24 protein-coding genes and 2 tRNA genes are annotated in these 24,614 nt (G+C 48.7%); 7 read left to right on the top strand and 19 right to left on the bottom strand.

The features are described from left to right. Positions 1-41 precede the first annotated feature (41 nt). Together arcC and trhA are read left to right on the top strand one after the other, a co-directional pair. Entirely contained in the window at positions 42-971 is a 930-nt protein-coding gene (gene arcC / locus BQ7367_RS06295) for a carbamate kinase (protein ID WP_072524671.1), read from the top strand. Between the two features lie 143 nt (positions 972-1,114). Beyond that, positions 1,115-1,774 carry a PAQR family membrane homeostasis protein TrhA gene (gene trhA / locus BQ7367_RS06290; RefSeq protein WP_072524670.1) on the top strand — a complete coding sequence of 220 codons (660 nt, stop codon included), beginning with the start codon at positions 1,115-1,117 and terminating at the stop codon, positions 1,772-1,774. A gap of 42 nt (positions 1,775-1,816) precedes the next feature. Here the strand turns inward: trhA and BQ7367_RS06285 are convergent, their stop codons facing one another. The 6 genes from BQ7367_RS06285 to BQ7367_RS06260 all read right to left on the bottom strand — a co-directional run bounded on the left by BQ7367_RS06285 (position 1,817) and on the right by BQ7367_RS06260 (position 9,730). Beyond that, on the bottom strand, positions 1,817-2,380 hold the full coding sequence (locus tag BQ7367_RS06285) for a nucleotidyl transferase family protein (protein ID WP_072524669.1): 564 nt from the start codon (positions 2,378-2,380) through the stop codon (positions 1,817-1,819). A 10-nt stretch (positions 2,381-2,390) separates the two neighbouring features. Then, positions 2,391-2,903 (bottom strand): NUDIX hydrolase, encoded by a 513-nt coding sequence (locus tag BQ7367_RS06280; RefSeq protein ID WP_072524668.1) that lies wholly within the window; start codon positions 2,901-2,903, stop codon positions 2,391-2,393. Positions 2,904-2,966: 63 nt separating this feature from the next. Beyond that, entirely contained in the window at positions 2,967-4,754 is a 1,788-nt protein-coding gene (locus BQ7367_RS06275; protein ID WP_072524667.1) for an ABC transporter ATP-binding protein, read from the bottom strand. Continuing rightward, positions 4,747-6,522 carry an ABC transporter ATP-binding protein gene (locus BQ7367_RS06270; RefSeq protein ID WP_072526107.1) on the bottom strand — a complete coding sequence of 592 codons (1,776 nt, stop codon included), beginning with the start codon at positions 6,520-6,522 and terminating at the stop codon, positions 4,747-4,749. The genes BQ7367_RS06275 and BQ7367_RS06270 overlap by 8 nt, the downstream gene beginning before the upstream one ends. A gap of 126 nt (positions 6,523-6,648) precedes the next feature. Further along, a complete protein-coding gene (locus BQ7367_RS06265) occupies positions 6,649-8,388 on the bottom strand; it encodes a S8 family peptidase (protein WP_072526106.1) in 1,740 nt (579 codons plus the stop codon). A 118-nt stretch (positions 8,389-8,506) separates the two neighbouring features. Beyond that, positions 8,507-9,730, bottom strand: coding sequence for a 6-phosphofructokinase (locus BQ7367_RS06260; protein WP_072524666.1), 1,224 nt, complete (start codon positions 9,728-9,730; stop codon positions 8,507-8,509). Positions 9,731-9,922: 192 nt separating this feature from the next. On the opposite strand from BQ7367_RS06260, the gene BQ7367_RS06255 reads away from it, so the two are divergent. Further along, the gene (locus BQ7367_RS06255; RefSeq protein WP_072526105.1) at positions 9,923-10,939 is read left to right on the top strand and encodes a glycosyltransferase family 2 protein; all 1,017 of its coding nucleotides are present in this window, start codon (positions 9,923-9,925) and stop codon (positions 10,937-10,939) included. 41 nt (positions 10,940-10,980) lie between these two features. Here BQ7367_RS06255 and BQ7367_RS06250 read toward each other — a convergent pair whose 3' ends face one another. Then, on the bottom strand, positions 10,981-11,358 hold the full coding sequence (locus BQ7367_RS06250) for a DUF5655 domain-containing protein (RefSeq protein ID WP_072524665.1): 378 nt from the start codon (positions 11,356-11,358) through the stop codon (positions 10,981-10,983). Between the two features lie 156 nt (positions 11,359-11,514). Between BQ7367_RS06250 and rbr the strand changes: the two genes are divergently transcribed. Beyond that, a complete protein-coding gene (gene rbr / locus BQ7367_RS06245) occupies positions 11,515-12,114 on the top strand; it encodes a rubrerythrin (RefSeq protein WP_072524664.1) in 600 nt (199 codons plus the stop codon). Positions 12,115-12,207: 93 nt separating this feature from the next. On the opposite strand, the gene BQ7367_RS06240 is transcribed toward rbr, so the two are convergent. Both BQ7367_RS06240 and BQ7367_RS06235 read right to left on the bottom strand, forming a co-directional pair. Further along, entirely contained in the window at positions 12,208-13,719 is a 1,512-nt protein-coding gene (locus BQ7367_RS06240) for a WD40/YVTN/BNR-like repeat-containing protein (protein WP_143142966.1), read from the bottom strand. 21 nt (positions 13,720-13,740) lie between these two features. Next, the gene (locus BQ7367_RS06235) at positions 13,741-14,904 is read right to left on the bottom strand and encodes a helix-turn-helix domain-containing protein (protein ID WP_072524662.1); all 1,164 of its coding nucleotides are present in this window, start codon (positions 14,902-14,904) and stop codon (positions 13,741-13,743) included. 177 nt (positions 14,905-15,081) lie between these two features. Here BQ7367_RS06235 and BQ7367_RS06230 point away from each other — a divergent pair. Beyond that, positions 15,082-15,165: transfer RNA gene (locus tag BQ7367_RS06230), tRNA-Leu, on the top strand. A 90-nt stretch (positions 15,166-15,255) separates the two neighbouring features. Continuing rightward, positions 15,256-15,329, top strand: a tRNA-Val gene (locus tag BQ7367_RS06225). Positions 15,330-15,446: 117 nt separating this feature from the next. Here BQ7367_RS06225 and BQ7367_RS06220 read toward each other — a convergent pair. Further along, positions 15,447-16,037, bottom strand: a complete 591-nt coding sequence (locus BQ7367_RS06220) for a TetR/AcrR family transcriptional regulator (protein WP_072524661.1) — start codon at positions 16,035-16,037, stop codon at positions 15,447-15,449. Positions 16,038-16,168: 131 nt separating this feature from the next. On the opposite strand from BQ7367_RS06220, the gene BQ7367_RS06215 reads away from it, so the two are divergent. After that, on the top strand, positions 16,169-17,041 hold the full coding sequence (locus BQ7367_RS06215) for a DegV family protein (protein ID WP_072524660.1): 873 nt from the start codon (positions 16,169-16,171) through the stop codon (positions 17,039-17,041). A gap of 74 nt (positions 17,042-17,115) precedes the next feature. Here BQ7367_RS06215 and BQ7367_RS06210 read toward each other — a convergent pair whose 3' ends face one another. From BQ7367_RS06210 to yedE, 9 genes are all read right to left on the bottom strand, one after another. Then, complete coding sequence (locus BQ7367_RS06210; RefSeq protein ID WP_072524659.1) at positions 17,116-17,817, bottom strand: J domain-containing protein; 702 nt, start codon at positions 17,815-17,817, stop codon at positions 17,116-17,118. 83 nt (positions 17,818-17,900) lie between these two features. Further along, complete coding sequence (locus BQ7367_RS06205; RefSeq protein WP_072524658.1) at positions 17,901-18,308, bottom strand: zinc ribbon domain-containing protein; 408 nt, start codon at positions 18,306-18,308, stop codon at positions 17,901-17,903. 157 nt (positions 18,309-18,465) lie between these two features. After that, on the bottom strand, positions 18,466-19,374 hold the full coding sequence (locus tag BQ7367_RS06200; protein ID WP_072524657.1) for a DUF4340 domain-containing protein: 909 nt from the start codon (positions 19,372-19,374) through the stop codon (positions 18,466-18,468). Continuing rightward, positions 19,371-20,930 (bottom strand): Gldg family protein, encoded by a 1,560-nt coding sequence (locus BQ7367_RS06195; RefSeq protein ID WP_442855360.1) that lies wholly within the window; start codon positions 20,928-20,930, stop codon positions 19,371-19,373. Before BQ7367_RS06195 ends, BQ7367_RS06200 begins: the two co-directional genes overlap by 4 nt. A gap of 12 nt (positions 20,931-20,942) precedes the next feature. Further along, positions 20,943-21,809 (bottom strand): ABC transporter permease subunit, encoded by an 867-nt coding sequence (locus BQ7367_RS06190; RefSeq protein WP_072524656.1) that lies wholly within the window; start codon positions 21,807-21,809, stop codon positions 20,943-20,945. Continuing rightward, positions 21,793-22,869 (bottom strand): ABC transporter ATP-binding protein, encoded by a 1,077-nt coding sequence (locus tag BQ7367_RS06185; protein WP_072524655.1) that lies wholly within the window; start codon positions 22,867-22,869, stop codon positions 21,793-21,795. The genes BQ7367_RS06190 and BQ7367_RS06185 overlap by 17 nt, the downstream gene beginning before the upstream one ends. A gap of 126 nt (positions 22,870-22,995) precedes the next feature. Continuing rightward, positions 22,996-23,232, bottom strand: a complete 237-nt coding sequence (locus BQ7367_RS06180; protein WP_072524654.1) for a putative Se/S carrier protein — start codon at positions 23,230-23,232, stop codon at positions 22,996-22,998. Between the two features lie 18 nt (positions 23,233-23,250). After that, positions 23,251-23,457, bottom strand: a complete 207-nt coding sequence (locus BQ7367_RS06175) for a sulfurtransferase TusA family protein (protein WP_072526103.1) — start codon at positions 23,455-23,457, stop codon at positions 23,251-23,253. Between the two features lie 41 nt (positions 23,458-23,498). Then, a complete protein-coding gene (yedE, locus tag BQ7367_RS06170; protein ID WP_072524653.1) occupies positions 23,499-24,596 on the bottom strand; it encodes a YedE family putative selenium transporter in 1,098 nt (365 codons plus the stop codon). Positions 24,597-24,614: the final 18 nt, after the last annotated feature.

Here is a 24,614-nt window from a genome sequence, read left to right as displayed (position 1 = left end):
CTTTATTACTGTGCCGCCTGTGCGGCGGATTGGAGATCATCATGAAAAAACGAGTTGTTGTAGCACTTGGACACCGTGCTCTGGGGACCACGCTTCCGGAGCAGAAAGTCGCTGTAAAACATACCGCGAAATGTATTGCTGATCTGATCGAAGAAGGGTATCAGGTTGCCATTACACACAGCAATGCTCCTCAAGTAGGTATGATCCACACAGCCATGAATGAATTCGCAAAGGCCCATCCGGAATATACTCCGGCGCCTATGTCTGTCTGCTCTGCCATGAGCCAGGGTTATATCGGATACGACCTTCAGAACGGCATCCGGGAGGAACTGCTGGACCGGGGGATCTACCGGACTGTCAGCACCATACTTACTCAGGTGATCGTAGATCCCTATGACGACGCGTTCTATACACCGACCAAAGTCCTGGGACGCTACATGAACGCGGAAGAAGCGAATGAAGAACGGAAGAAAGGTAACTATGTGATCGAGGAACCGGGCAGAGGCTTTCGCCGTGTAGTATCCGCTCCGAATCCGGTCAGGATCGTTGAACTGGATGCTGTCAACGCTCTCCTGGACGCGGATCAGATCGTCGTTGCCGCGGGAGGCGGCGGGATTCCCGTAATGGAACAGGACAATCATCTGAAGGGTGCCAGCGCTGTTATAGAAAAGGATCTGGCCGCGGGGAAACTTGCAGAAGGCATCAATGCTGACATGCTCATCATCCTGACCAATGTGGAAAAAGTATATCTGAATCTGGGGAAGGAAGGCCAGGAGCCTCTTGGAGAGATCACCGTGGATCAGGCCAGAGCTTATATGGAAGAAGGCCATTTCGGCATTTACAATATGCTTCCCAAATTTCGGGCAGCTGTGGAATTTATTGAAAAACGGAAGGGGCGATGTGCTTTTATCACTTCTTTTGACAAAGTAAAAGACGCTCTGAAAGGAAAGACCGGAACTGTGATCCGTTAGGATGGGGGGTATCCCCCATCCTTTTTTATGAAAACTCAATTTCATATTGATTTTTATGAATTCTTGATGTAATATATGCATATGCTTAATATAGTTTTAAAAACTACTTGTTATTTTCCAGACATCATGGAGGTGCGTATATTATGGAGAAAAAAACACATATCAAGGAACCCGGAAGTGCCATTACTCATTTTATCGGAATGCTCATGGCAATATTCGCGGCAGTTCCTCTGTTGATAAAAGCAGCCCATGAACCGAGCAGAGTCTACATTATCTCTCTGACGATCTACGCGGCAAGCCTGATTTTATTATATGCGGCAAGCACAACTTACCATACATTTGATATTTCGAAAAAAGTTAATACCATCCTGAAAAAGATCGATCACATGATGATCTCTGTCCTGATCGCGGGAAGTTATACTCCTGTGTGCCTTATCGTACTGAAAGGCAGAACCGGCATCATCCTTCTTTCTGTCGTATGGGGCATTGCCATCGCCGGCATCCTGATCAAAGCATTCTGGGTCTATTGCCCGAAATGGATCTCTTCTGTTCTTTATATCGGGATGGGATGGACCTGTGTTCTGGCCTTTACTCAGATCCTGAACAATATGTCTCCGGCCGCTTTCGGCTGGCTGCTGGCCGGAGGTATCATCTACACCGTGGGAGGCGTAATATACGCTCTGAAGCTTCCCATTTTCAACAGCAGACACAAAAACTTCGGCAGTCACGAGATCTTTCACCTGTTTGTTATGGGCGGAAGTGTCTGCCATTTCGTAGTAATGTATGCCTTTCTTCTTCCCTGAAGTTACCGAACGCCGCAGAAAATACCTGCGGCGTTTTTTGTTTTATCCGACATAATACAATTGTTTTATCCTCTGATCAATCTCGTGCTCTGTAATATAAGACACGGCTGTTTTCGGCACATACTGCTGCCAGTTATCGTCTCTGGCGATCATCTCTCTGAGCCGGGTACCTGTAATACCTTTCTCCTCTTCATTCCTCCTCCAGAGCACTTCAACTTTCAGCCCCAAAGAGGTCAGGATCCGGTATTTTTCTTCATCCCATTCTCCGCAGATACTCATATAATACACCCCGTTCCGTGGAACATACTTCAACAGAACATCCGGCCTGCTCACCGGGAACGGTATAATCTCAAACTCCGTTCTCTTCAGCCCGAAATCAAGGAGCGCGTCCCGTATGATCTCATAACGTTCAAAATATGACAGAGGATTATCCCTGTCCTCTGTTCCGTGCTGATCCAGAGGAGATGCCGCAGGATATGTTACGATATCCGGATGTGTAATCCCTACATACAGGATTTTGCATCTCATTTTTGCCGCCAGGACATATTCCATATGTTTTAAATGAAGTACCTGAAATCTTCCATGTATTACTCCCGTCTCTGTCATAACTATGTCTTCACCTGATTCCTTTCTGCCTGCCGGGCCGGCTCCAGGGAAGTTTTACAGACTTCCCGTCAACAGCCGCATATTTGAGCTCATCCTGTGTGTCATAAACCAGTTTCAGAGAAAAAAAGTCTCTTCTCTCATCCAGCAGATGAAAAAAGATCCTGTCTCCCTCCCATAACTCCAGGTCCCCGATCGCTGACTTGTCCACCCATGCCAGTTCTCCTTCGTCGCACGGAATCGGTTCCCCGGTAAACTCATCCGCTGTGTACAGGGACATATACTCCACAATGTCATCGCCGTATACAAAAGTCACTATTCCCCGGTATTTCCATGAAGTCAGCGTGTATCCGGTCTCCTCCTTCACTTCCCTGAGCAGGCATTCTTCCGGACTTTCTCCATATTCAAAATGTCCTCCTACACCGATCCATTTTCCTTCGTTTACGTCATTTTCTTTCACCGTGCGGTGAAGCATGAGATATTTATCATCCCGCTCGATATAGCACAATGTACTGAGTTTTTCCATATCTTTCTTTCCTCCTGTGCTTCCGCTCCCACAATGGCATAACTACTCTGCCGCCGGTTCGATTTATCCGGAAATATGGCTCCACTGGCTCTCATACAGATGCCGGTAAAAGCCTCCCTCTTTGAGCAGACAGTCATGGGTGCCCTGTTCAATCACCTTTCCGTCTTTCATTACCAGGATCCGGTCTGCCTCCCGTATCGTGGACAGACGGTGTGCTACAATAAATGTAGTCCTGCCCTCCATCAGCCTGGCAAATGCCTCCTGCACCTTCAGTTCAGTCCTGGTATCAATAGAAGAAGTGGCCTCATCCAGAATCAGCATAGGTGGTCTTAACAACATAACTCTGGCGATACACAGAAGCTGTTTCTGCCCCTGCGACAGACCTCCGCCGTCCTCTGTAATCCAGGTGTCATACCCGTCAGGAAGCCGCCGGATAAAGCTGTGGATATGGGCGGCTTTCGCTGCCTCGATCATTTCTTCTTCCGTGGCATCTGGTTTTCCCATCACAATATTCTCACGGATCGTCCCTGTCTTCAGCCAGGTATCCTGCAGTACCATCCCAAATCCAGCCCGCAGGCTCCTGCGGGTCATTTCCCTGATATCGATCCCGTCCACCGAGATACTTCCGGCATTTACATCATAGAAACGCATCAGCAGGTTGATCAGTGTAGTCTTGCCGCACCCGGTAGGGCCCACAATGGCGATCCTCTGTCCGGGCAGGACACTGAGATTGAATTTTTCGATCAGACTCTGTCCCGGAATATATGAAAAATACACATCTCTTGCGTCTACAGTTCCACTGATATTCCTTTGATCCACTGCTCCTTCCGGCTCCGGTGTCTGAGGTTCTTCCTCGATCAAGTCAAAGATCCTGCCGGCACAGGCCACTGCGTTCTGAAACTCTGTAACGACTCCCGATATTTCGTTAAAAGGCTTGGTGTACTGGTTTGCATAGCTCAAAAAACTGGAGAGCTGTCCCACGGTCAGCGATCCATTAATGACTGCCAGAGCGCCTGTGATCCCCACTCCTGTATAAACCAGACTGTTGACAAACCGTGTGGACGGATTTGTGATCGACGAGAAAAATGTGGCTCTTAAATAAGCTTTTCCAAGCCTCTCGTTGATCTCATCAAACTGCTCCGTCACCTGTTTCCTACGACCGAACGCCTGCACAATTTTCTGATTGCCGATCATTTCATCAATAAGCCCTGTCTGTTCTCCTCTGACTTCAGACTGCAGCCGGAACATCGCAAATGTCCGTTTTGCAATAAAATTTGCCACAAAGAAAGAAACCGGTGTGATCAGTACCACTACAAAAGTAATCTTCCCATTTACTGACAGCATAAATCCGAAAGTCCCCGCGATCGTCGCGATTCCGGTAAAAAGCTGGGTAAATCCCATCAGAAGTCCGTCAGCGAACTGATCTACGTCGGCGATTACTTTACTGACCACTTCTCCATAGGGGTGCCCGTCGATATATTTCAGCGGCAGGATCTGGATTTTCCTGAAAGCTTCATTTCGGATATCCTGTACGATCTGATATGTCATCTTATTATTGCATACATTCATAAGCCACTGGGCCAGCGCAGTGATCAGCGTACACACTCCAATCTGGATCAGAACGCGGAACACCCCCGGGAAATCTACCTTTCCCGGTCCCACGATCTCATCTACCGCATACCCGGTCAGCTTCGGTATATAGAGAGTCAATGCCACAGATACCGCAGCCAGAAGAACTGAAAATACAACAAAGATCCTGTACCTGCCAAGTCTGCGGAATACTTTTCGAAGTGTCTGGCCCTGCCTCTTGTTCTCTTCTGTTTGTCCGGAATTCTGTTTAATCTCAGCCATTTGACACCTCCTCCTCCGGGAACTGTGAGTAATAGATCTCCTGGTATTCCGGACAGGTTTTGATCAGATGGTCATGGGTCCCAATCCCCGCCATTCTTCCGTCATCCAGTACAATGATCTGATCTGCGTACTGCACAGATGCCGCTCTTTGAGAGACTAGAAACACCGTAGGTCTCTTTCTCATCCCCACAATAGCCTCTCTGAGCGCCGCGTCCGTGGCGTAATCCAGAGCAGAAGCACTGTCGTCCAGGATCAGGATCTCCGGTTTTCTGACAAGCGCGCGGGCAATGGTAAGTCTTTGTTTCTGTCCCCCGGACAGGTTTTGTCCCCCCTGCTCAATCTGGAAATCCAGGCCTTCTGCTTTTGCGTCCACGAACTCTTTTGCCTGGGAAAGGCAAAGCGCTTCTTCCAGTTCTTCTTCTGTCGCGTCTTCATTTCCCCATCGCAGATTTTCCCGGATCGTCCCTTTAAAGAGCACCGCTTTCTGCGGCACTACTCCGATATGACTTCTCAGACTGTCCGGCTCATATTCCTTGATCCCTGCTCCGAAGATCCTGATCTCTCCCCGGGTCGCGTCGTAAAACCTGGGGATCAGATTTACCAGGGACGACTTCCCGGAACCGGTACCTCCGATCACACCGATGATCTGTCCCTTTTCTGCCCGGAAGTTAATGTCTGACAGAGACTCTCCTCCTGCTCCCCTGTAAGTCAGAGACACATGAGAGAATTCCACGGCAGCCTGTGATGAAACCGCTGCGGTTCTGTCGATGCCTGTTCTGCTCTCCTCCCCGGCTTCTGTCCATGTACGACTGCCACATTCCATATCCGGACGGACGCTCAGCACACTCTGGATCCGCTTTGCGCAGGCCGCCGCTTTTGTGACGGTAATGATCAGATTCGCGAGCTTCACCAGTTCCACCAGGATCTGCGACATATAGTTGATCAGCGCCACCACCTGCCCCTGGCTCAGATTTCCCGCATCCACCCGGATCGCTCCCGCATAGATCAGCGCTATGATCCCCCCATTGACAATCACATACGTCAAAGGATTCATCAGCCCGGAAATACGCCCTGCAAATTTCTGAGCGTCTGTCAGTGTCCTATTCTCCCGCTCAAACCGTTCGGTTTCTGGTTCTTGTTTGTTGAATGCCCGTATCACGCGTACGCCTGAAAGATTTTCCCGGGTTGTAAGCAGTATCTTGTCCAAATTTGACTGCACCTTTCGGTACAGAGGCATGGTGATCAACATGAGCCCGAATACCACCACCGAGAGAAGCGGAATTACCACTACAAAAATCAGCGCTGCCTCAGCATCCACAGTAAATGCCATGATCATAGCTCCGAATACAATGAAAGGTGACCGCAAAAACAGACGAAGCATCAGATTGACTCCTGACTGAGCCTGATTGATATCACTGGTCATACGGGTGATCAGAGTGGAACTTCCCAGAGTATCCATATCCGTAAATGTCAGTTCCTGAATATGGACAAACAGAGCATGGCGGACTCCCGTACCGAACCCTGCCGCCGCCCTTGCCGAAAAATACTGTGCTGTAATGGAACAGACAAGTCCGATCAGCCCCAGCGCGATTAACACCAGGCACATTTTTATGATATAGAGCCTGTCCTTCCCGGCAATCCCCACGTCTATGACCGCAGCCATGACAAGAGGTACCATCAGCTCAAAAGATGCCTCTAACATTTTGAACAGAGGCGCCAATATGGTTTCTTTTTTATAATCCTTAAGATAGATAAAAAGTGATCCCACGTTATGTCCTGCTTTCCCTGAATTCTTCACTCCCGTTTTTCCTATTCATTCTACCACATATAAAAGCACGCAGGAATAAAAATTTGTCCGGCGCGCATCCCCACTGTCAGGGGAAATGATCGTTTTTCATGGAATACTGTCCTGAACACAAAGTGTCCCATATCCCAGCAAAGCATTGGGCCATCCTTCATATCCGGGAAGTTCACGGGCGCCCCGGCGCAGATATGCCTTCACTTTTTCACCATAGAGATACGGATCGTTTCCCCTGATGATCCCCCACTCCATCAAAAGTGCCGCACTTCCGGTCACAAAGGGCGTGGCAAATGAAGTCCCGCTGAACTCCCGGTAGCTTCCTCCCGGAACCGGAGCTGTCACTGCCACTCCCGGCGCGGCCAGATCCGGCTTCGGAACGCCAGTCCCTTCATACCCTGAAGCCGGCCCCCTGCCGGAAAAGTCCGCATAAGAAAACGTCCGGGCATCATAAGCCGCCACGGTCACTACAAGAGACGCCGTGGATGGGATCGTCAGTGTGGAAGAGCTGGACGGCAGCAGAAACGCGGTGCCTGTATTTAAAGCGGCCTGGGCGGGAAGCCACATCTGATATCTGCCGTCCACGATCCTGCGGGGAGTCAGGATGATCCTCCATACACCACTTTCTACATAGGATCCGCGCGGGATAAACGACAGATAAATCTCCTGTTTGACGCTGTACGGCTTTGGCTCTCCATAGTAGATCAGAAGCTCTGTGCCACCCATAATAAATCTCTGAGGACCAAGAATCTCCTGGAACGGTCCTGTCCGCATACCGGAAGGACTGACAATAGAAATATCTATTTCATCCACATAGGATTTCCATATTTGAATATTTAATGCCGGCTCCATACTCTGGACCGCAAACTGGACTGTCTCCTCTTCTTCGCTGCGGATGGTCCCGGCCGCGTGTCCCGCGCTTGTTCCCTCGTTTCCGCTGCCCACGCAGATTACATTTTTCCATGAATCTGATATATCATCGAGGAATCGCTCCAGCAGGGAAGTCCCGTCATGGGAACCATACGTATTTCCGAAGCTGATATTAACAGCCACAGGTTTTTTCAGCTCAAGCGCCTTGCGGATGACGTAATCCACTCCCTGCATCAACTCTGTTGTCCTTGGAAATCCTTCGGTGCGGGGAGCCCCCAGTTTTACTATGATCAATTCTGATTCCGGGGCTGTCCCCCGGTACTGCCCTCCGGCGCTCCCTGCCCCGTTTCCGGCCGCGATCCCGGCAACTGCCGTTCCGTGCCCACTGATGTCTCTGCTGGGCACTACGCGGAAACGCGCCTCGGGTACCGGTTCTGACAACGCTCTGTCGATTTCTTCCCTGGTATATTCCGTACCGGAGGCGTATCCTTCGGGGGGCCTGCCCTGGATCGTCTGGTCCCACAGAGATACAATACGGGTCGATCCGTCATTATTCCGAAACGCCGCGTTTTCATAATCGATCCCGCTGTCCACAACACCGATGAGTACTCCCTCTCCTCTCAGAGAGAAAGGAGGCGCCTGTGCCGAATCGATACAGGATACCCTTCTTCCCACATCTGCCTGAAAATACAGGCTCTTTGGCTTCTCGATAAATTCAACCTGGGGCAGTCCTGCCAGATCTTCCAGACGTTCTTCCTCTATAACGACTACTGCGTAACCGTTCAGAAGTTCGGTCACTGACACCGCAATGCCGCGCACTTCTTCGAGAGAACCGGAATACTTGACAATCACTTCCCAGGCGTTTGTATCAGGATTATACCCTACTTCAAGTTCTCCTGAGCGCTCTCGTTCCTCAGGGGTCGCTTCAAGGGCCAGATTTAAAATATTTTCCATCTTCTGGCTCATTATCTCTTCCTCCCGCATACTCATAATTTCCTGCCGTTTTCCCCGGCATCCATACACAGACATTCTGCATACTGTATATATTTATGCGCAGAAAACCTGATTATGCGGTCGCCGACCTCTACTTTCTCCAGGCAAAAAGTGGAAGGCCGTTTTCCCGGGGCACTGATACCTCTCCCTGGATTAAGGGCAGCGCATAGTCAATAAATTCCCTCCTTACATCAGATCCATTTTCTGAGATCCACTCTTTCGGCACCGTCTTTTCCTGATTGCAGATCAGATCCACGTCTTCTGTCCTATACTCGATCTGATATCCTTCTCCCGGAAGCCTCTCAAGCGCGATCATCTTTCCTGTCTCTCCCTCAAGAGCCCGCTCAACTCCCCGGGCGCCGGACGCTTCGGCTTCGGCCTGATCCGTGCCTGACAGCATAGCGGAGGAACACCTCTGGCATACATTCAGCTCAATGGACCGGACTTTGACTCCCAGCTGTTCCTTCACAAGCTCTTCCAGATATTTTCCGGAACCTGTAAGCATCTTATGACCAAAGGTATCCACTCCCACACTGCTGGAGCGCTCACAGATAAATGTCCCGTTTCCGTCATTGATCCCTTCCGAGATACACACCACCAGGTTGGGGACCGTTTCCAGAGACCTTTTAACATCACGTACAAACTGCTCTTCATCAAATGCGGTTTCCGGCAGATAAATCAATACCGGATTGTCCCCTTCGCATTTTCTGGCCAGAGCCGCCGCTGCCGTAAGCCATCCCGCATGCCTGCCCATAATCTCTACGATCGTAACAGAACTTTTATTATCATAGACGGCGGCGTCCACTGCGATCTCCCGGACCGTAGAAGCCACATACTTTGCCGCGCTCCCAAACCCCGGCGTATGATCTGTATACATAAGATCATTGTCGATGGTCTTTGGGATCCCGATAAACCGGATTTCGCTTCCGGCCTTGTCGGCATACCGGGAAAGCTTGCTCACCGTGTCCATGGAATCGTTACCTCCTATATAAAAGAAATACCCGATCCCGTACTGCCCGAATCTTTGAAACAATTTCTCATAGACGGGATCTGTCAGATCCTCCGGAAGCTTGTATCTGCACGATCCCAGATAAGAACCGGGGGTAGTCCGGATCAGCTTCAGCTCTCCTGAAATCTCCAGCGGCTCCATGTCCATGATCTGCCCGTTTAAAAATCCCTCGATCCCGTTGATCATCCCATACACCGAACCAATAGAATCTTTTCTTTCAAGAGCAGCCCGCACCACTCCGTACAGGCTGGCGTTGATTACTGCTGTAGGACCTCCGGACTGCCCTACGATCACATTTTTTTTCATTTGTCTCCTCCTTCAGTCTTTTTGGCTTACGGGTACACAATCTTCCCGGCGGTTACAAATATATACATAAAACACTCTTGATTCAGCCAATATACATACTATATCGAAAAAAAATAAATTTTACAACTCAGAAAGAACAATGGTATAATGCAGAATAACAAATATTTTAAAATTCAGACAGGGAGAAAGATTATGAAATATATTTCATTTGCCATTCCATGTTATAATTCAGAAGCTTATATGGAAAAAGCAATCCATTCCATACTGGCGGGTGGAGAGGATGTGGAAATCATCATCGTTAATGACGGCTCCAGCGACAATACACAGGAGATCGCCGAACAGTATGCCAGAAAATACCCGACCATAGTGAAAGCCGTCAATAAGGAAAACGGCGGGCACGGTGACGCTGTCAACAGCGGCCTGGCCCACGCTACCGGTAAATATTTTAAAGTCGTCGACAGCGACGACTGGGTAGACAGAGATTCCCTCTTCAAGATCCTTGAGGCAGTCAAAGGATTTGTGGATGCGGATTCTCCGGTAGATATGGTGATCTCCAATTATGTGTATGAGAAAGTCGGCATGGCCCATAAAAAAGTCATCCGCTATGATAATGTACTTCCGGAGAACCAGATTTTCCGCTGGGACGATATCGGCCATTTCCGCCTGGATCAGTACATTCTTATGCACTCGGTCATCTACCGTACGGAAATGCTCAAGCTGTGCCAGCTGGAGCTTCCCAAACATACATTTTACGTAGATAATATCTATGTATATTATCCTCTGCCCCACGTGCGGACGCTGTATTATCTGAACGTAGATTTTTACAGATATTTTATCGGAAGAGAAGATCAGTCCGTCAATGAGAAAGTCATGATCAGCCGGATCGATCAGCAGCTGTTTGTCACGAAAACGATGATCGCCATGTATGAACTCCGCATGATTACCAGCAAGAAGCTGCGGAAATATATGATCAACTATCTGGCTATCATGATGACGGTATCCTCTATCCTGTGCATCCGTTCAAAAAAGCAGGAAAACCTTGGCAAGAAAAAAGAATTGTGGAATTATCTCAAACGAAAAGATTATAAAACTTATCTGAAGATCCGCTACGGTATTCTCGGGCAGACCATGAACCTTCCGGGACGGTCGGGGCGGAAAGTATCCTCTCTTGCATACACCGTGGCAAGAAGACTGATCGGATTTAACTGACAAAAACGGCCGGTCCGCAATGGGACCGGCTGTTTCCGAAATTATTTCCCGGCGGAAAAGAGAGCCGCCTCTTCGATCCATCCCATAAGTTCGTCATTGATCTCCCCGGCTTCTGAGACAAGTATATGGTGCGTCCACCTTCCGGGGTAAGGCTCTGTGGCAACATCGACCCGAGGTGACTCTTCCCTGCGGCTCAGTCCGAAGGTAATAACAATATAACTGTCGGGACATTCCTTTTTTCTCCTTACTCTGGCAAAAGAAACACAGGAAAACATATGCTTATTATAAAATGAAATCTGTGTTTTCTGCACTTTAATCTCTGTTTCGGGTATCCGAAAGAGAACTTCTGATTCAAATTTCTCATACAGCGGCAGAGCCTCTTCGTGCCCGTCAAAAAACTGCAGGATCCTCTCGTCCATTTTTCCCTCCCAGAAAAATCATTTTAATTTATTATATCATGTCATTTTCTCTTCTTAAAACATCAAAAATAAAAATTACTGTACCGGCCCTTATTTTGGAATAATCCCACAGGTTCTGGCACATACTTTTTATCAAAAAGGAGTGTGCAATATATTATGGCTGTTCATTTTTCGGAAAGTAAGACAAAAGAAAATCTGATGCGGGCATTCGCCGGGGAAAGTCAGGCAAGGAACCGATATACAATCGCCGCTGAGCGCGCAGAAAACCTGGGAATGATTACGATCGCGTCAGTTTTCAGATACACCGCAGATCAGGAGCGCGCCCATGCGGAACGGTTTTATGATCTCTTAAAAGAACTGTCGGGAGAGACCATACACATTGACGGCGCATACCCTGTAGACCAACAGGATTCCCTGGCAGGCCTGCTGAGGGCCGCAGAGCACAATGAACATGAAGAATTCGCGGATGTCTACCAGGCATTCGGGAAAATGGCAGAAGAAGAAGGCTTTCTTGAGGCCGCCTCAGCGTTCTTCCAGATCGCGGAGATTGAACACATTCATGAAGAGAGGTTTAAAGGTCTTGCCGACATGCTTGAATCCGGCACTTATTATGCATCCGAGGACGTTGCCCGGTGGATGTGCACCAACTGCGGATACATCCATGAAGGGAAACAGGCTCCGAAGATATGTCCGGTATGCCGGCATGAACAGGGATATTTCATTCCCTATGGGATGGCCTGCTATAAGCTTCCATAAAATCCTCCGGTACCGCTGATGTCTGTACCTGAAACACCGGATGCAGAGAACCGTACAGATCTGTTCTGCGGTTCTCTGTGGTTTTCTTTTGTTTTATCCCCATGTATGTGTGGTTCCCGTATAGCTGTCTTGATATGTCCATCCCTCTCCCGGGGAACTGCTTGTAAATTCTGCCTTTTTGTTTCCATATTCTCCCTGTCCCAGCGTCAGAGTATACATCCCATTCTCATAGACAAGACTGTCGATTTTATTTAAAAATGTCACATCATCCGGCAGTGTGTCCCAGGGAAGTCCGATCTCTGTATAGCTTTTTCCCCCGTCTCCCGTGACATAGATATGAGGCCACTGCCCGTCTCCATAAAGATCTTCCATTGACATCAGCCCGTTTTCTGTATCTGTAAACACAAGACCGTTCAGGATCTTTCCGTCCGTATCCCCGACAGAAACTGTCGTCCATGTGGCGCCTCCGTCATGAGTCCAGCACACATAGGCAGCGCCTCCGGTTCCCATGGACCAGTCTGTCCCCAGTCCCGCGTACCAGTTCTCACTGTCCAGGAATTCAATCGTCCTGGCAATGCAGGCACGGGGAAATTCCAGCGAAAAAGAAATATCCTCCCATGTATCTCCGCCGTCACGGGACAGATGAAGCACAGGATCCTGTCCGTAAAATACTGCAAACATGCCGTTCCCGTCCGAACAGAAACTCTCTTCCGGCAGGATCTGTCCTTTCTGGTATGTATCCAGCGTCTCCTGAATTTGTGCAGACGTAAGTCCGGCAGAAACCCAGGTTTCTCCCTGGTCATCCGTCAGCATCAGATCTTCCCCTTCAAATTTATAATCTGTCTGCATGACAGTCTCCGGACTTCCGGCCAGGGCATCTTCATCTGCAGGAGGGGAGGAATAGTCAACACTTCTTCCCGTCGTACCGGTTCCGTCTGTCAGAGAAAGGATCACCTGGGAACTTCCGTCGCTCACACCCCCGGCCCCCTGCCGGTACTCTTCCCATGTCAGCACGGGAAATCCCATTCCATCTGTGCCGTCAATGACCGGAGCGCCGGCTTCCGGCTTGCTGTCTTTCATAAATCTTACAACATACTGGTCGAAATAAAGCACATCCATTTCCCGGTTAAACGGGATCTGTTTTATCTGCTGATCCAGATACCCGGGCTCTGCGTTGGGATCATACACTGCCGCAAGAGCTGTAACCGTCTCTTCCTGCCGCCCCAGTTCTCCTGTTGTGCTGTCATACCAGAAACGCACATCCTGTATATATTCCTTTTCTGCGTCAAATTCCTGAAGAGATAAAGTAAAATCATAAATTTCTCCGCTTTCTGCCAGATCCAGTTCCAGATAAGAGATATTAACGACCTCCGGCACATCGTTTTGTTCTCTGATCCATTCAAAAAGCCCATTCAGTCCCTGTTCTTCCAGAATCACTCCTGTTCCCTGCATGGAGGAATACCGGAAATAGTCTTTCAGTGCCCGGCAGATACCCGTTCCTGCAAAAACTGCCAGCATGACAGCTCCAAAGACTGCGGCAATAAGTCCCGCAGTAAAAATGATCCGTCTTTTCTTCCTGTTTTTATTCTCTGTCCTGTTTCCCATATCTGTCATTCCCTCTGTTGATTATCTACGCATGATCAGCGGAGCCGTTCTGTCCATATCAACCCGGCACAGTGTGAGCGTTCCTCCCTCTGCTACAGCGGATTCTCCTGGTTTTATGACACAGTCTTTATTCAACACCAGGGTCCATCTGGGCCCGTCATTTGGAAATACCATAGCAAGCGTCCCATACTGGAGACACTCCTCTGCAGAATAAAATTCCGTTCCCTCCGGTGTACTGAGATAGATTCCCGCATTCGCCCCCATCCGTACTTCAATGGTGCAATCCTCATAATTTCCTTCTGCCCGCCATGTTCCTTCAACCGCATTGAATACATAATAATAGGATACTCCTTCATTTCTGTCGCCATATGTGGCTACATACTGATGCGTCTCTCCGTCGTCCGGAGATTCATAGGTCATCGCGCATACATCATCCTCCAGCCACTGAACTTTTATCTCATTCTTTACAGTAAAAGGAAATACATCTGCCTGGGCAGCAAAGATAACTGCCCTCTGTCTGTATAATACCGCTCTCCCGCTTTCATCTGTTTTCAGGCACATTACCTGAGAAAAGTCCGGAGACATGCTGAGGATCTCTTTCCCCGCTGAAAAAAGTACCGCATTCGCAGCTATCCCGCCGACAAACAGAACAACAGCTATGATCATGACAACTGGTTTCAGACAGACTGAGCGCGTCCTCTTAATACAGATCCCGGCAGACCAGATGAGCAAGACTGCCATACCACACAACACGCATGGAATCCAGACTGAAAGATATACCAGTCCCCCGCCTCTTCCCTTCACCAAATACCATATCTGAATAAAGATCACCGCCAGTGCCAGAAGAAAAAGGACCACGCCGAATACATCCAGAAATCCCATATGCAGTTCCGAAATCTTTTTCTCCGCCCTGTCCACCGCAAGATCCAGAAGTCTTCCTTCATAATCTTTAGAAGAGTCCTGTTGTCCCTTGCTTCCTGCAGCTTCCCCCGCCAGGATCTCATCTACACTTACCTGTAAGACCCTGCTTAATTCCAGGAGGGTTCCTACGTCCGGCATTCCCTGCCCGGTCTCCCATTTTGATACAGCTTTATTGGTAACGCCCAGCTGTTCTGCCAGTTCTCTCTGAGTCAGCCCCAGTTCTTTTCTGCGCCGGGCAATAAATTCTCCCGTCATATTATCCATACTCCTCCTTTATGGTTCGTAATGATTGATCCAGTTTCCTTAACTATCATAACAAACCCGGGAAATTTTACAATACACGCTCCTTTTCCTTATGTCTACGGACCGTAGACATGAGGTCACAAATTAAATTTAGGGGTTTACAAACAGTGCCTGTTATGGTAGAATACCATTTGTCGAGCGGAAGTGGCGGAATGGCAGACGCGCTAGATTCAGGTTCTAGTGGGAGTTAATCCTGTGAGAGTTCAAGTCTCTTCTTCCGCATATATCCCGTAATCCATGCGATTGCGGGATTTTATTTTTAGGAAAAACAAGTATTGATTTTCCCCCACAGAGTGTTATAATAATGCACATGGAAGCATAGCTCAGCTGGGATGAGCGTTCGCCTCACACGCGAGAGGTCATGGGTTCGAGCCCCATTGCTTCCATTTTTCAGGCTCTTTTTTATTTTAAGTCTCAGATCTTCTGTACAGTCTCCCCCGGATTTATATACAGATTTTAATTTATTTACCATCATGGGAAACAAATCCGTACTACCTTACGGCTCAACTGTCATTTTCCGTTAATATACCTGACTTCAGCAGGTCAGTAAGGAGCATCCTGGCCTCTTTTTTGATTTGCTCCAGAGGGATTTTCTCTTCGTGGGACTCATTTACAAATCCCAACATGCCAAAACAAACGAATCCTGCGATCTTTTTGGGTGAATAGCGCAGTTTCAGCCTCTGTTTTACATGTGTTGTGTGCATCTCCACTGTTTCCAGGATAATACTGTAAAGGCGGGAAGCCAGATATGGATTTTTCTCCGGATTTGTATACTGGAAAAAATCAAATCTGTCATAATACAGCTCCAGAATACTGTCCAGCATATTTACATAACCGGCCGCCAGACCGTTCGCGGGATTTCCTTCCCTCTGTCTCCTGTAATAATCCTCCGTTCCTGTGCGGAGCATGTCATTAAATATATCATCAAGGAGAGCATACTTGTCATTATAATGAGAATAAAATGTGATCCTGCTGATCTCCGCAGCCCTGCACAGCTCTGTGACAGAAATATGTTCAAAATCTTCTGCGGCCAGCATGGCGATCATGGCAGACTTCAGACTGCGCTTAGTTTTCATGATACGTCTGTCTTCCATTTCTTAACATTTATCCTTTCTTGTATAAATACTTTACAATTTCTGATTATTGTACATTGAGAAACATACGTGAGTTTGCTATAATTTTAACACCTGTTAAAGTAACGGTCAACAGATCAGGAGGGAACAATATGCCGGAAATTGCTATTATGACAGACAGCAACTGCGGAATCATGCCTTCAGAAGAAGAAACTTATGGTATCCATATCCTGCCAATGCCAGTTATTATAGACGGCAGGACATACTACGAAGGACTAGACATTGACCCGGAAACTTTTTATAAAAAGCAGACTGAGGGTGCTTCTATCACTACTTCTCAGCCTTCACCGGGAGATGTGGAAGCCATGTGGGACAGTCTTCTGGAATCTCATAAGGAGATCGTCTTCATCCCTATGTCATCGGGACTCAGCAACACCTGCCAGACAGCGCTTTCCCTTGCTGATGAAGAACCCTATAAAGGAAAAGTATTTGTGGTGGACAATCACCGTATTTCTGTCACTCAGGCTCTGGCCGTCCTGGACGCGGTTAGTCTCGCCCGTGAAGGCAAGACCGGAGAAGAAATCCGAAACATTTTAGAACAGCAGTCACTGGATGCCACCATTTATATTGCGGTGGATACTCTCGAATATCTTAAAAAAGGCGGACGGATCACACCAGCCGCGGCCGCGATCGGTACCGTTCTTAAATTAAAGCCTGTCCTCACTATCCAGGGGGACAAGCTGGATTCTTACGCAAAAGCAAGAGGAATGAAATCCGCTTTTCAGATCATGCTTGATGCCCTTAAAACGGACGTGGAAACCCGATTATATCCCGTCAAAAAACAAGGGAATTTAAAAATCGGGATTGCCAACACACAAATGGATCCCGAAAAACTGGAGAGATTTAAAACAGAATTAAAACAGAATTTCCCCGATATGGAACTGATTTATTTTCCCCTCACTATGAGCATCGGAACTCATACGGGCCCGGGTGCTCTGGGCATCGGCGCTGTCCGTTCCCGCTAAAATCCCGTTACCACTGCGCCCCAGGCTGAAAATGTGGCATATCATGACTGTTGCCGCAATATTTTCTGCCCCGCTCAGATGTAGCGGCCGCCTCCATAGCCTCCGCAGCACAATCCACTTCCACTGCAGCATAAATTACACAGAAGATTTGCCACACAGAGCTTCGCGCAGCAGCTCGTATCAAATGTCCCTCCATAGCCAAAGAAAGACTGCTGCCTTTGCTCATACCATGTCCCTCCGTTCTGCAGGCGTTGAAGCAGCATCTGATACTGCATATTCTCCGGTTCCAGCCTCACGGCCTCCCTGGCCTGTTCCATTGCTGTTACATTATTACCGAGTCCTGAATTTGCAGAAGCGCTGTAGAAATACCAGAGCGCACTTTTTTCTTTGATGCCATCCAGTACATTCAAGGCTTCTTTATAATGTCCGCTGCGGATATAATTCGCAGCCGCGCGCATATGAACATCCTCTTCTGTCTCCTGTCGGTTCTGTCTGCTGTTGGTCCAGGAATCTCCGAATCCCCCGAATGGGCCGTACCCGAATGGACCGTATTCATTCTCCCCGGCACCGCCAGCATCATAACCGTATTGTCTCTCATCCATGATCTGCTGGTATGCCTGCTGAACTTCCTTGAATTTTGCCTCAGCCGCTTCTTTATGAGGATTGTTAATATTGGCATCCGGATGATACTTCCTGCTCAAACGCCGATAAGCTTTCTTAATCTCCTCATCCGACGCGCTCCTGTCTACCCCCAGCACACTGTATGGATCTGACATTTCCCGTATATTCCCTCCCAGATTTTCTTCAAGCCGGCGGCCGACATTCTGCCTGCACTCTTTTTATACAAACTGTCATACACTCAGCTCTTTTTTATAAATGTTGTCCCGCATTTCGGGCAGCGTACCTCGATCCTGCCTTTTCCTCTCGGGATACGTATTTTCTGCTTACATGACGGGCATGTATAAATATGATAATTCTTCCTCTGTGCCCAAAGGCTCTTCTGTCTCTGAAAAAAGCTTCGGACCCGGTATGTCCTCGTCAGGAACGTCTGATTCTCCGCGTAACGTTTGGACACATTTCTGGAAAAAGTCCTGAAATAACAGTATATAAGGACCACCCATCCCAGTACATAACAGATCATCCCGGCCACATGTCCTCCAAAAAAAGCAGATATCAGTATGATAGCCAGGCCCACAATAAGAAGAAATTTAGAAAGCTGATCCACTCCATATCTTCCCTGCATAAAACGTATCAGTTTTTCTTTCATATTGTCTTCACCTTTCAAAAATTGTCGAAAAATACTATGGGATATATTTTCCACCGTTTTCCCCGGAAAGTCAATAAAATTCATATTAAATTAAATGTTCAGAATATTCTGGGAATCGGGGTCAGGCACCTTTTAAAAGGTGCCTGACCCCGATTGATCAATTGTTCAGAATATTCTGACATATCTCATCTGAGATCAGATACACGATCTGTGAGTCATTGATCATCACATATCTGTCGCCGTTTCCGTCTTCGCCGCCAATATACAGCGTAAGCACCTCTTCTTCGCCATCATTCGTATATACTGCCTCCACGGTGATCCGTGACGCTTCATCCAGGCCGTAGTCGCCCAGATCTTCATCTTCAACAGAATAGTCCGCAGCCTCGGAAAGTGTCACTGCGCCAAGCCCGCCGGCTATCGCCGCGATATCTTCTGACTGGTCTTCATCTTCACTGTCATATGTGGTGGTCTGTCCGTTCTGTGTGATAACTTCTCTCACCAGATTTCCGCTTCCGATACTGGGATAATCATCCAGGAGTGCTACCTCGTCCAATGAATAATCCAGCCCGTCAATGACCGTGTTTTCTACCGTATATACAACACCGGTATCCCCCACCGTCACATAATACCAGTCTCCGGTCTGATCCCCGAAATACACCTCTGTAGTATTTCCCCCGCTGTCTGTATATTCTACGGTATATACCGGCTCATCCAATCCGTAATCTTCCATGGTGTCGCCATCTTCCAGCTGCCGGTCTGCCGTAATATTTCCGACGACGGCAGCGATCTCTTCAGGATAGCTCTGATCCAGCGGGAAATCTCTGTCCGGGGCATAGTACCATGTTCCGTCCTCTTTTATAAATTCCAGTTCTCCGTTCGTTACGTTCAGTTTGATCCCTGTAATCTCTTCTGCCTCAGTATCTGTCACATGGATCACGGAGGCTTTTTCTTCCTCTTCTGCCGTCTGTTCTTTTTTCCTGTTCCATGCATCCATTCCCAGATATACTGCCACCAGGACCACAAGGACCACGCTCAGCGCCAGGATCCTTCTCTGCTTCTTTTTCATGCTTTCCTCCTCCTGAACCATACGACAAATCCTGAGATCAGAATGGCGGCCGGGATCCCGAAGATCATCAGCAGACTGAACAGTCCTCCGTGCTGTACCGTATTATATTCCACACTCAGGCTTTTGGCTTCAATAGACAGATTCTGAACCCCTTCAAAATTTGCTGTCACCGCATTCATAAACAGCTGGGTGTTCTCAAGCTGGGGGAATGTATCCGTGATCTCCTGGCTGATCAGGCTGCCGGCAGAGATAACGGTAAGCCTGCTCTGCGCTGATTCTTCACTTCCGCCTTCAGAATCTTCTGAGTCTGTCTCTTCTGAGTCTGCGTCTTCTGTATCTTCTGTCCCGGATTCCGTTGATTCTGTATCTTCACTCTCTTCGCCGCCGACCGTTTCCTCCGCCACTGCGCCCAGAGTGTAGGTTCCCTGCTCCTGAGAATTCTCCGTAACGGCATATGCCTGATCCGAGGACGTCATGAACGGCGTGGTGGAAATGGTGTCTCTGGCCGGATCTGTCAGGTTCATGCCATGTGTATTGGTAAGCAGCACCATCTGGGAAGAGATTCCCTCCGCCAGATCGCCTGAAACGGAGAGTTCCGGAAAAATATAGTAATAATTTCCCTGGTAAGCTCTTTCCGGATCCGCAATGTATCCATCGGCCGCCGTTATCCCGTATTCTTCCAGGATTCCCTCCAGGTTCGGAAGCTCTGTGGCATTGGTATCTCCCAGGAGGATCATGACTTTCCCGCCGCCTGACAGATAATCTGTCAGCATCTGAGTCTCTTCCTCTGACAGATCCGCCGTCGGAGCGTACATCAGCAGCAGATCGCAGTCTTCCGGCATTTCCGTCGTCATCAGAAGATTTAATTCTGACAGATTATAATTATTTTTCTCCATCAGGTCTGTGATCGTCGCAGACAGCTGTGACTCTCCGTGGCCTGTTGTCTGATAAATCGTCTTCTCTACATCATTGGCCACATAGTTTATGGCACTGGTAAGCTGCCCCTCGCCGTCAAACTCTGTATAGGAAGTAGTTCCGTAATAATAGTAAGAATACTCATCCATCACAAGGATATCCCCGAACGAGACTGTAGTTGTCTTACCTGTTTCCTCACAGGAAACCACAATCGTATTTTCTGTGGTATCGTATTCCGTCAGCGCTGACGGATGAAGTACCGGATCAATCCATTCCACTGTAATCCTGTCGGAAAGCGCCGCGTATTTATTCAGGAACGTAGTGATGCGCTCATCTGTTTCATCCTTTACCGCCAGTACCTTCATGTCGATCTCCCGGTCAAGCCCTTCCAGAAGCTCCACTGACGTATCGGAAATATCATAGATCCCTGTGCTGCTCACATCAATGCTGCGGAATGCCTCGGGGAACTGGCCCACGATCAGATTCGCGATGATCACCACCGCGATCACCAGAACGGTAATCCCTACGCTGTAAGTCCCATGCTTTGTTCCCGCTGTGCGGAATCTCTCCTTGATACTCCTGCCCTCTCTGGCTCCACCTTTTTCGCTGTTGCTGTTTATTGTCTTTAATAGTTTCTTCACAGTCCGACCCTCCTAACTCCAGCGTCTTTTCTGGATCGCCTGAACAGTAAGGAACAGAAACACGGCAATCACTGACAGATACAGGACTATACCAGATACATCTAAAATGCTGTTGGCAGTAACATCCGTAAACACATTGGCCAGCGCCAGTCTGCCAAGAAGTCTGGTCAGCAGATTTTCATACACTTCTGATCTGACGATATAAACGATGATCGCTGCCGTCGCTCCGATAATACCGATCTCTCCCGTCAGAACGGAATTTCCCGTCATCTGCCATACATATACCACGATCGCCGCCAGCAGGATCAGGATCCCCACCAGCCCACTGACTGACGAAGCGGGAAGCAGGGACAGGATCCCGTCCCATAAATATAAGACAAGGAGAATGCCGAATGTACTGATAAACGCGATGATCTGGCTCTCCGTAAGAGAGGACAGGAACATTCCGATGGCGGCATACACACACCCGAGAAGGAAGAAAATTCCGATGGAAATATAATCCACCGCAAGATATGCCGTCCCCTGTGCCTTTATGATCAGTGGAAAAATACAGAAGATCACATTGGGAATTGCGATCACTGTGGCCATCGCCAGATATTTTCCGGCTACGATCTTACCCAGACTGACCGGAGCTGTCAGGAGCATCTGATCTGTCTTGTTCTTTCTCTCCTCCGAAAAACTCCGCATCGTGATCAGGGGGATCCCCACCAGAAATACGATCAGCGACCCGGACAATGTATAGGAAAAGTACGGATATCCCATGGTCATGTTGTACGCCATAAAATAGATCCCTGTAAACGCCACGAGAAATGCCACGAACACGCACCCTACCATGGACTGAAAATAAGATCTCAGTTCTCTTTTATAGATCGCCAGCATTGTCCTCATCCTCCTCTCCTATGTCCGGCTCAGCAGCATCTTGTTCAGAAGTATCCTGTTCCTCTTCTCCTGCGGGCCTATCTGCGTTCTCTCGATCCCTGATATGCTTTGAAAACGCGTCCGGCACCGTATCATTCTGTGTCAGTTCCATAAACACATCTTCCAGACTGGTTCCCGACAATTTCAGCGTAAGGAGGGGAACCCCTGCCGAAGCGAACGCCGTGAAGACCTGGCGTCTGACGTCCTCTCCTTTTTTTTCGGTGACTGACGCGCAGGTAAGACCGTCTTTGTTTCCCCTGCCTTCAATCCTTTCGATACCAGGCACATTTTTAAGAATATTCCGGATCTCTGCCAGAGATCCTTCCGTCTCGATCTCTATCTCATTATGTTCGCCCAGCTGTTTCTCCAGATTTTCCGGCGTATCGCTGGCCACCAGTTTTCCTCTGGAAATGATCAGGATATGATCACATACCTCTCTCACTTCCGCAAGGATATGGGAACTTAAAATAACCGTATGCTGTTTTGCCAGCTTGCGGATCAGCTCCCGGATCTCAATGATCTGTTTCGGATCCAGTCCCACACTGGGCTCATCCAGGATAATGATCTCGGGAAACCCCAGTACAGCCTGCGCAAGGCCCGCTCTCTGCCGGTATCCTTTGGAAAGATTTTTGAGAAGCCGGTGTTCCACATCCTGGATCTTCACCAGACGCTCTGCCTCTTCAATCGTTTCCTGCCGTTTCCCCCTGGAAATCCCTTTCAGCTCAGCCGCGAACTCCAGATATTCCCTCACAGTCATATCCATGTACAGCGGCGGCTGTTCCGGGAGATATCCGATATGCTTTTTCGCCTCTTCCGGTTCCTTCAAAATGTCATGTCCGTCAATGATCACTTCACCTTCGGTGGCGCCCAGATATCCTGTCATGATATTCATGGTCGTAGATTTCCCGGCTCCGTTCGGACCTAAAAGACCGTAGATCCGCCCGGCTTCAATCTTGAAGCTCAGGTGGTCTACGGCCAGATGAGTCCCATATTTCTTTACCAGATTCCTCACTTCGATCAATGTTTTACCCTCCTGAATATATTACAGTATATGGAAGACGGTAACAAAATAGTGTGAATCTTTTGTGTTATAAATGTGATAAACTCTTGTGTTCCTCATGCACTGCGGCCTGCTGCCGCACAGCTTCTACAACATACACTCATGGATTCCCTCCTGCCCGAGCCCGTGTCTTTGCATTACACCGGCCAGAGCATCCCTCTGATCCGGCGGCGCGCACCAGGCCATCCCGCATCCCGCGGATATGCTCCTTGGCACGGGAATCAGCCTGCCGGGGATCTTCTCCCTGCGGCAGGCTTCCTCCATTGCCATGGCATCTGCTGTCGTATGAAATGTTACAACAAGTTTTAATTCCTTTTTCCTCATGGATCATATTTTACCATATTAAGGCTCGATCGTCACGGCAAATCCGTCTTCGGTCTCTGTAGTCACAGTCTTCCTTCCGTGATCCTTCGCGCATTTTTCGATGTTCATTTTCTGATGAGGCTCTGATACCAGAACCCGGACAGGGCCTTTCTCCTCTCTGATCGCCTCTTCTGTAAGCATGACCGGTTCCGGGCACGAAAGCCCCCTGGCGTCTACTTCCCTCATGATCCTTTCCTCCTTTTTCATATGAAAGAAATATTTCTTCCTTACTTTCCTTCGCTTCTCTTATTGCCGAATGCAATGATAAAACATACGATAATGCAGATGATCACTGCCACTTTTCCATTAAACGGCACACTTCCGGCCGTGATCTCCTGCGTCTCTGCATTTACTGCTGTAGCGCTGCCTGCAAGTCCCAGATTGTGGGCCAGCGCCGCTCCTACAAACATGCCGATCACGGTCACCGCAGAATCCGAGGATCCCTGGCCTGCCAGTATAAGCTGACGCAGCGGGCATCCTCCTGCCAGCACTGCGGCAAACCCCACCGCGTACATGCCAAGAATATTCCAGAGATGATCTGAATGGGCGATGATCCCCGGCGTATCAAAAGCCAGGATGAATCTTCCGGTGGCAATATTAAAGATCAGCATCACCACGAAGAAGGCCCCGATGATCGTCAGCAGATCAAAATTCTTCATCAGGATTACATCCCGGATGCTTCCCGCAAAACACATCCTTGATTTCTGCGCGGCAGCGCCGAAAATCAGTCCCCCTGCCAGAGAAATAATGATCGGGGCATGTATACTCCCGGGGCCGCTCTGACTGCTCTTCAGCAGAGTCGTGGCCAGCGCGAGAACCAGGATGCCCGCCATGAGTACCGGAAGTACGGCTCCGCTCATCCGGTTCGTCATATGCGCCCGTCCCAGGCTGAATCCCTTCTTAAGCGCAAACACGCCTGTTCCCACTCCCAGTATAAATCCGATCAGCGCGATCCAGGCATTCAGATCTCCCGCGGACATACGGATGATCATCCGAAGCGGGCAGCCCAAAAATACCAGGGAGCCGATGACGATGATCATTCCCAGCACAAAACGTACTGCCGGAGAAGATCCTGCCATGGAGCGGTATTCTTTTGTCGCCACGGAGATCAGGAATGCGCCCAGCACAAGTCCTATGATCTCCGGCCTTGCATACTGTACAGTCTCCGCAGAATGAAGTCCCAGAGAACCGGCCGTATCCCGTATAAAACACGCGATACAGAAAGCCATATTGGCCGGATTCCCGAAATAAGCCAGACATGCAGCCACAAGACCGCATATAATACCGGCCAGCGCCAGTTTTTTCTTTGAATCAGATAAATTCATGTTTCCCTCCTGTTTTCC

The organism is Clostridium sp. Marseille-P3244, assembly GCF_900120155.1.
Classification (GTDB): domain Bacteria; phylum Bacillota; class Clostridia; order Lachnospirales; family Lachnospiraceae; genus Mediterraneibacter.
This window is presented reverse-complemented; position numbering and strand designations above follow the sequence as displayed.

What these genes read in the sequence shown, in the direction of transcription:
- arcC (WP_072524671.1), top strand. Translation starts at nt 42, where the DNA reads ATGAAAAAACGAGTTGTTGTAGCACTTGGACACCGTGCTCTGGGGACC.
- trhA (WP_072524670.1), top strand. Translation starts at nt 1,115, where the DNA reads ATGGAGAAAAAAACACATATCAAGGAACCCGGAAGTGCCATTACTCAT.
- BQ7367_RS06285 (WP_072524669.1), bottom strand. Translation starts at nt 2,380, where the DNA reads ATGACAGAGACGGGAGTAATACATGGAAGATTTCAGGTACTTCATTTA.
- BQ7367_RS06280 (WP_072524668.1), bottom strand. Translation starts at nt 2,903, where the DNA reads ATGGAAAAACTCAGTACATTGTGCTATATCGAGCGGGATGATAAATAT.
- BQ7367_RS06275 (WP_072524667.1), bottom strand. Translation starts at nt 4,754, where the DNA reads ATGGCTGAGATTAAACAGAATTCCGGACAAACAGAAGAGAACAAGAGG.
- BQ7367_RS06265 (WP_072526106.1), bottom strand. Translation starts at nt 8,388, where the DNA reads ATGAGCCAGAAGATGGAAAATATTTTAAATCTGGCCCTTGAAGCGACC.
- BQ7367_RS06260 (WP_072524666.1), bottom strand. Translation starts at nt 9,730, where the DNA reads ATGAAAAAAAATGTGATCGTAGGGCAGTCCGGAGGTCCTACAGCAGTA.
- BQ7367_RS06255 (WP_072526105.1), top strand. Translation starts at nt 9,923, where the DNA reads ATGAAATATATTTCATTTGCCATTCCATGTTATAATTCAGAAGCTTAT.
- BQ7367_RS06250 (WP_072524665.1), bottom strand. Translation starts at nt 11,358, where the DNA reads ATGGACGAGAGGATCCTGCAGTTTTTTGACGGGCACGAAGAGGCTCTG.
- rbr (WP_072524664.1), top strand. Translation starts at nt 11,515, where the DNA reads ATGGCTGTTCATTTTTCGGAAAGTAAGACAAAAGAAAATCTGATGCGG.
- BQ7367_RS06240 (WP_143142966.1), bottom strand. Translation starts at nt 13,719, where the DNA reads ATGGGAAACAGGACAGAGAATAAAAACAGGAAGAAAAGACGGATCATT.
- BQ7367_RS06235 (WP_072524662.1), bottom strand. Translation starts at nt 14,904, where the DNA reads ATGGATAATATGACGGGAGAATTTATTGCCCGGCGCAGAAAAGAACTG.
- BQ7367_RS06220 (WP_072524661.1), bottom strand. Translation starts at nt 16,037, where the DNA reads ATGGAAGACAGACGTATCATGAAAACTAAGCGCAGTCTGAAGTCTGCC.
- BQ7367_RS06215 (WP_072524660.1), top strand. Translation starts at nt 16,169, where the DNA reads ATGCCGGAAATTGCTATTATGACAGACAGCAACTGCGGAATCATGCCT.
- BQ7367_RS06210 (WP_072524659.1), bottom strand. Translation starts at nt 17,817, where the DNA reads ATGTCAGATCCATACAGTGTGCTGGGGGTAGACAGGAGCGCGTCGGAT.
- BQ7367_RS06205 (WP_072524658.1), bottom strand. Translation starts at nt 18,308, where the DNA reads ATGAAAGAAAAACTGATACGTTTTATGCAGGGAAGATATGGAGTGGAT.
- BQ7367_RS06200 (WP_072524657.1), bottom strand. Translation starts at nt 19,374, where the DNA reads ATGAAAAAGAAGCAGAGAAGGATCCTGGCGCTGAGCGTGGTCCTTGTG.
- BQ7367_RS06190 (WP_072524656.1), bottom strand. Translation starts at nt 21,809, where the DNA reads ATGCTGGCGATCTATAAAAGAGAACTGAGATCTTATTTTCAGTCCATG.
- BQ7367_RS06180 (WP_072524654.1), bottom strand. Translation starts at nt 23,232, where the DNA reads ATGAGGAAAAAGGAATTAAAACTTGTTGTAACATTTCATACGACAGCA.
- BQ7367_RS06175 (WP_072526103.1), bottom strand. Translation starts at nt 23,457, where the DNA reads ATGAGGGAAGTAGACGCCAGGGGGCTTTCGTGCCCGGAACCGGTCATG.
- yedE (WP_072524653.1), bottom strand. Translation starts at nt 24,596, where the DNA reads ATGAATTTATCTGATTCAAAGAAAAAACTGGCGCTGGCCGGTATTATA.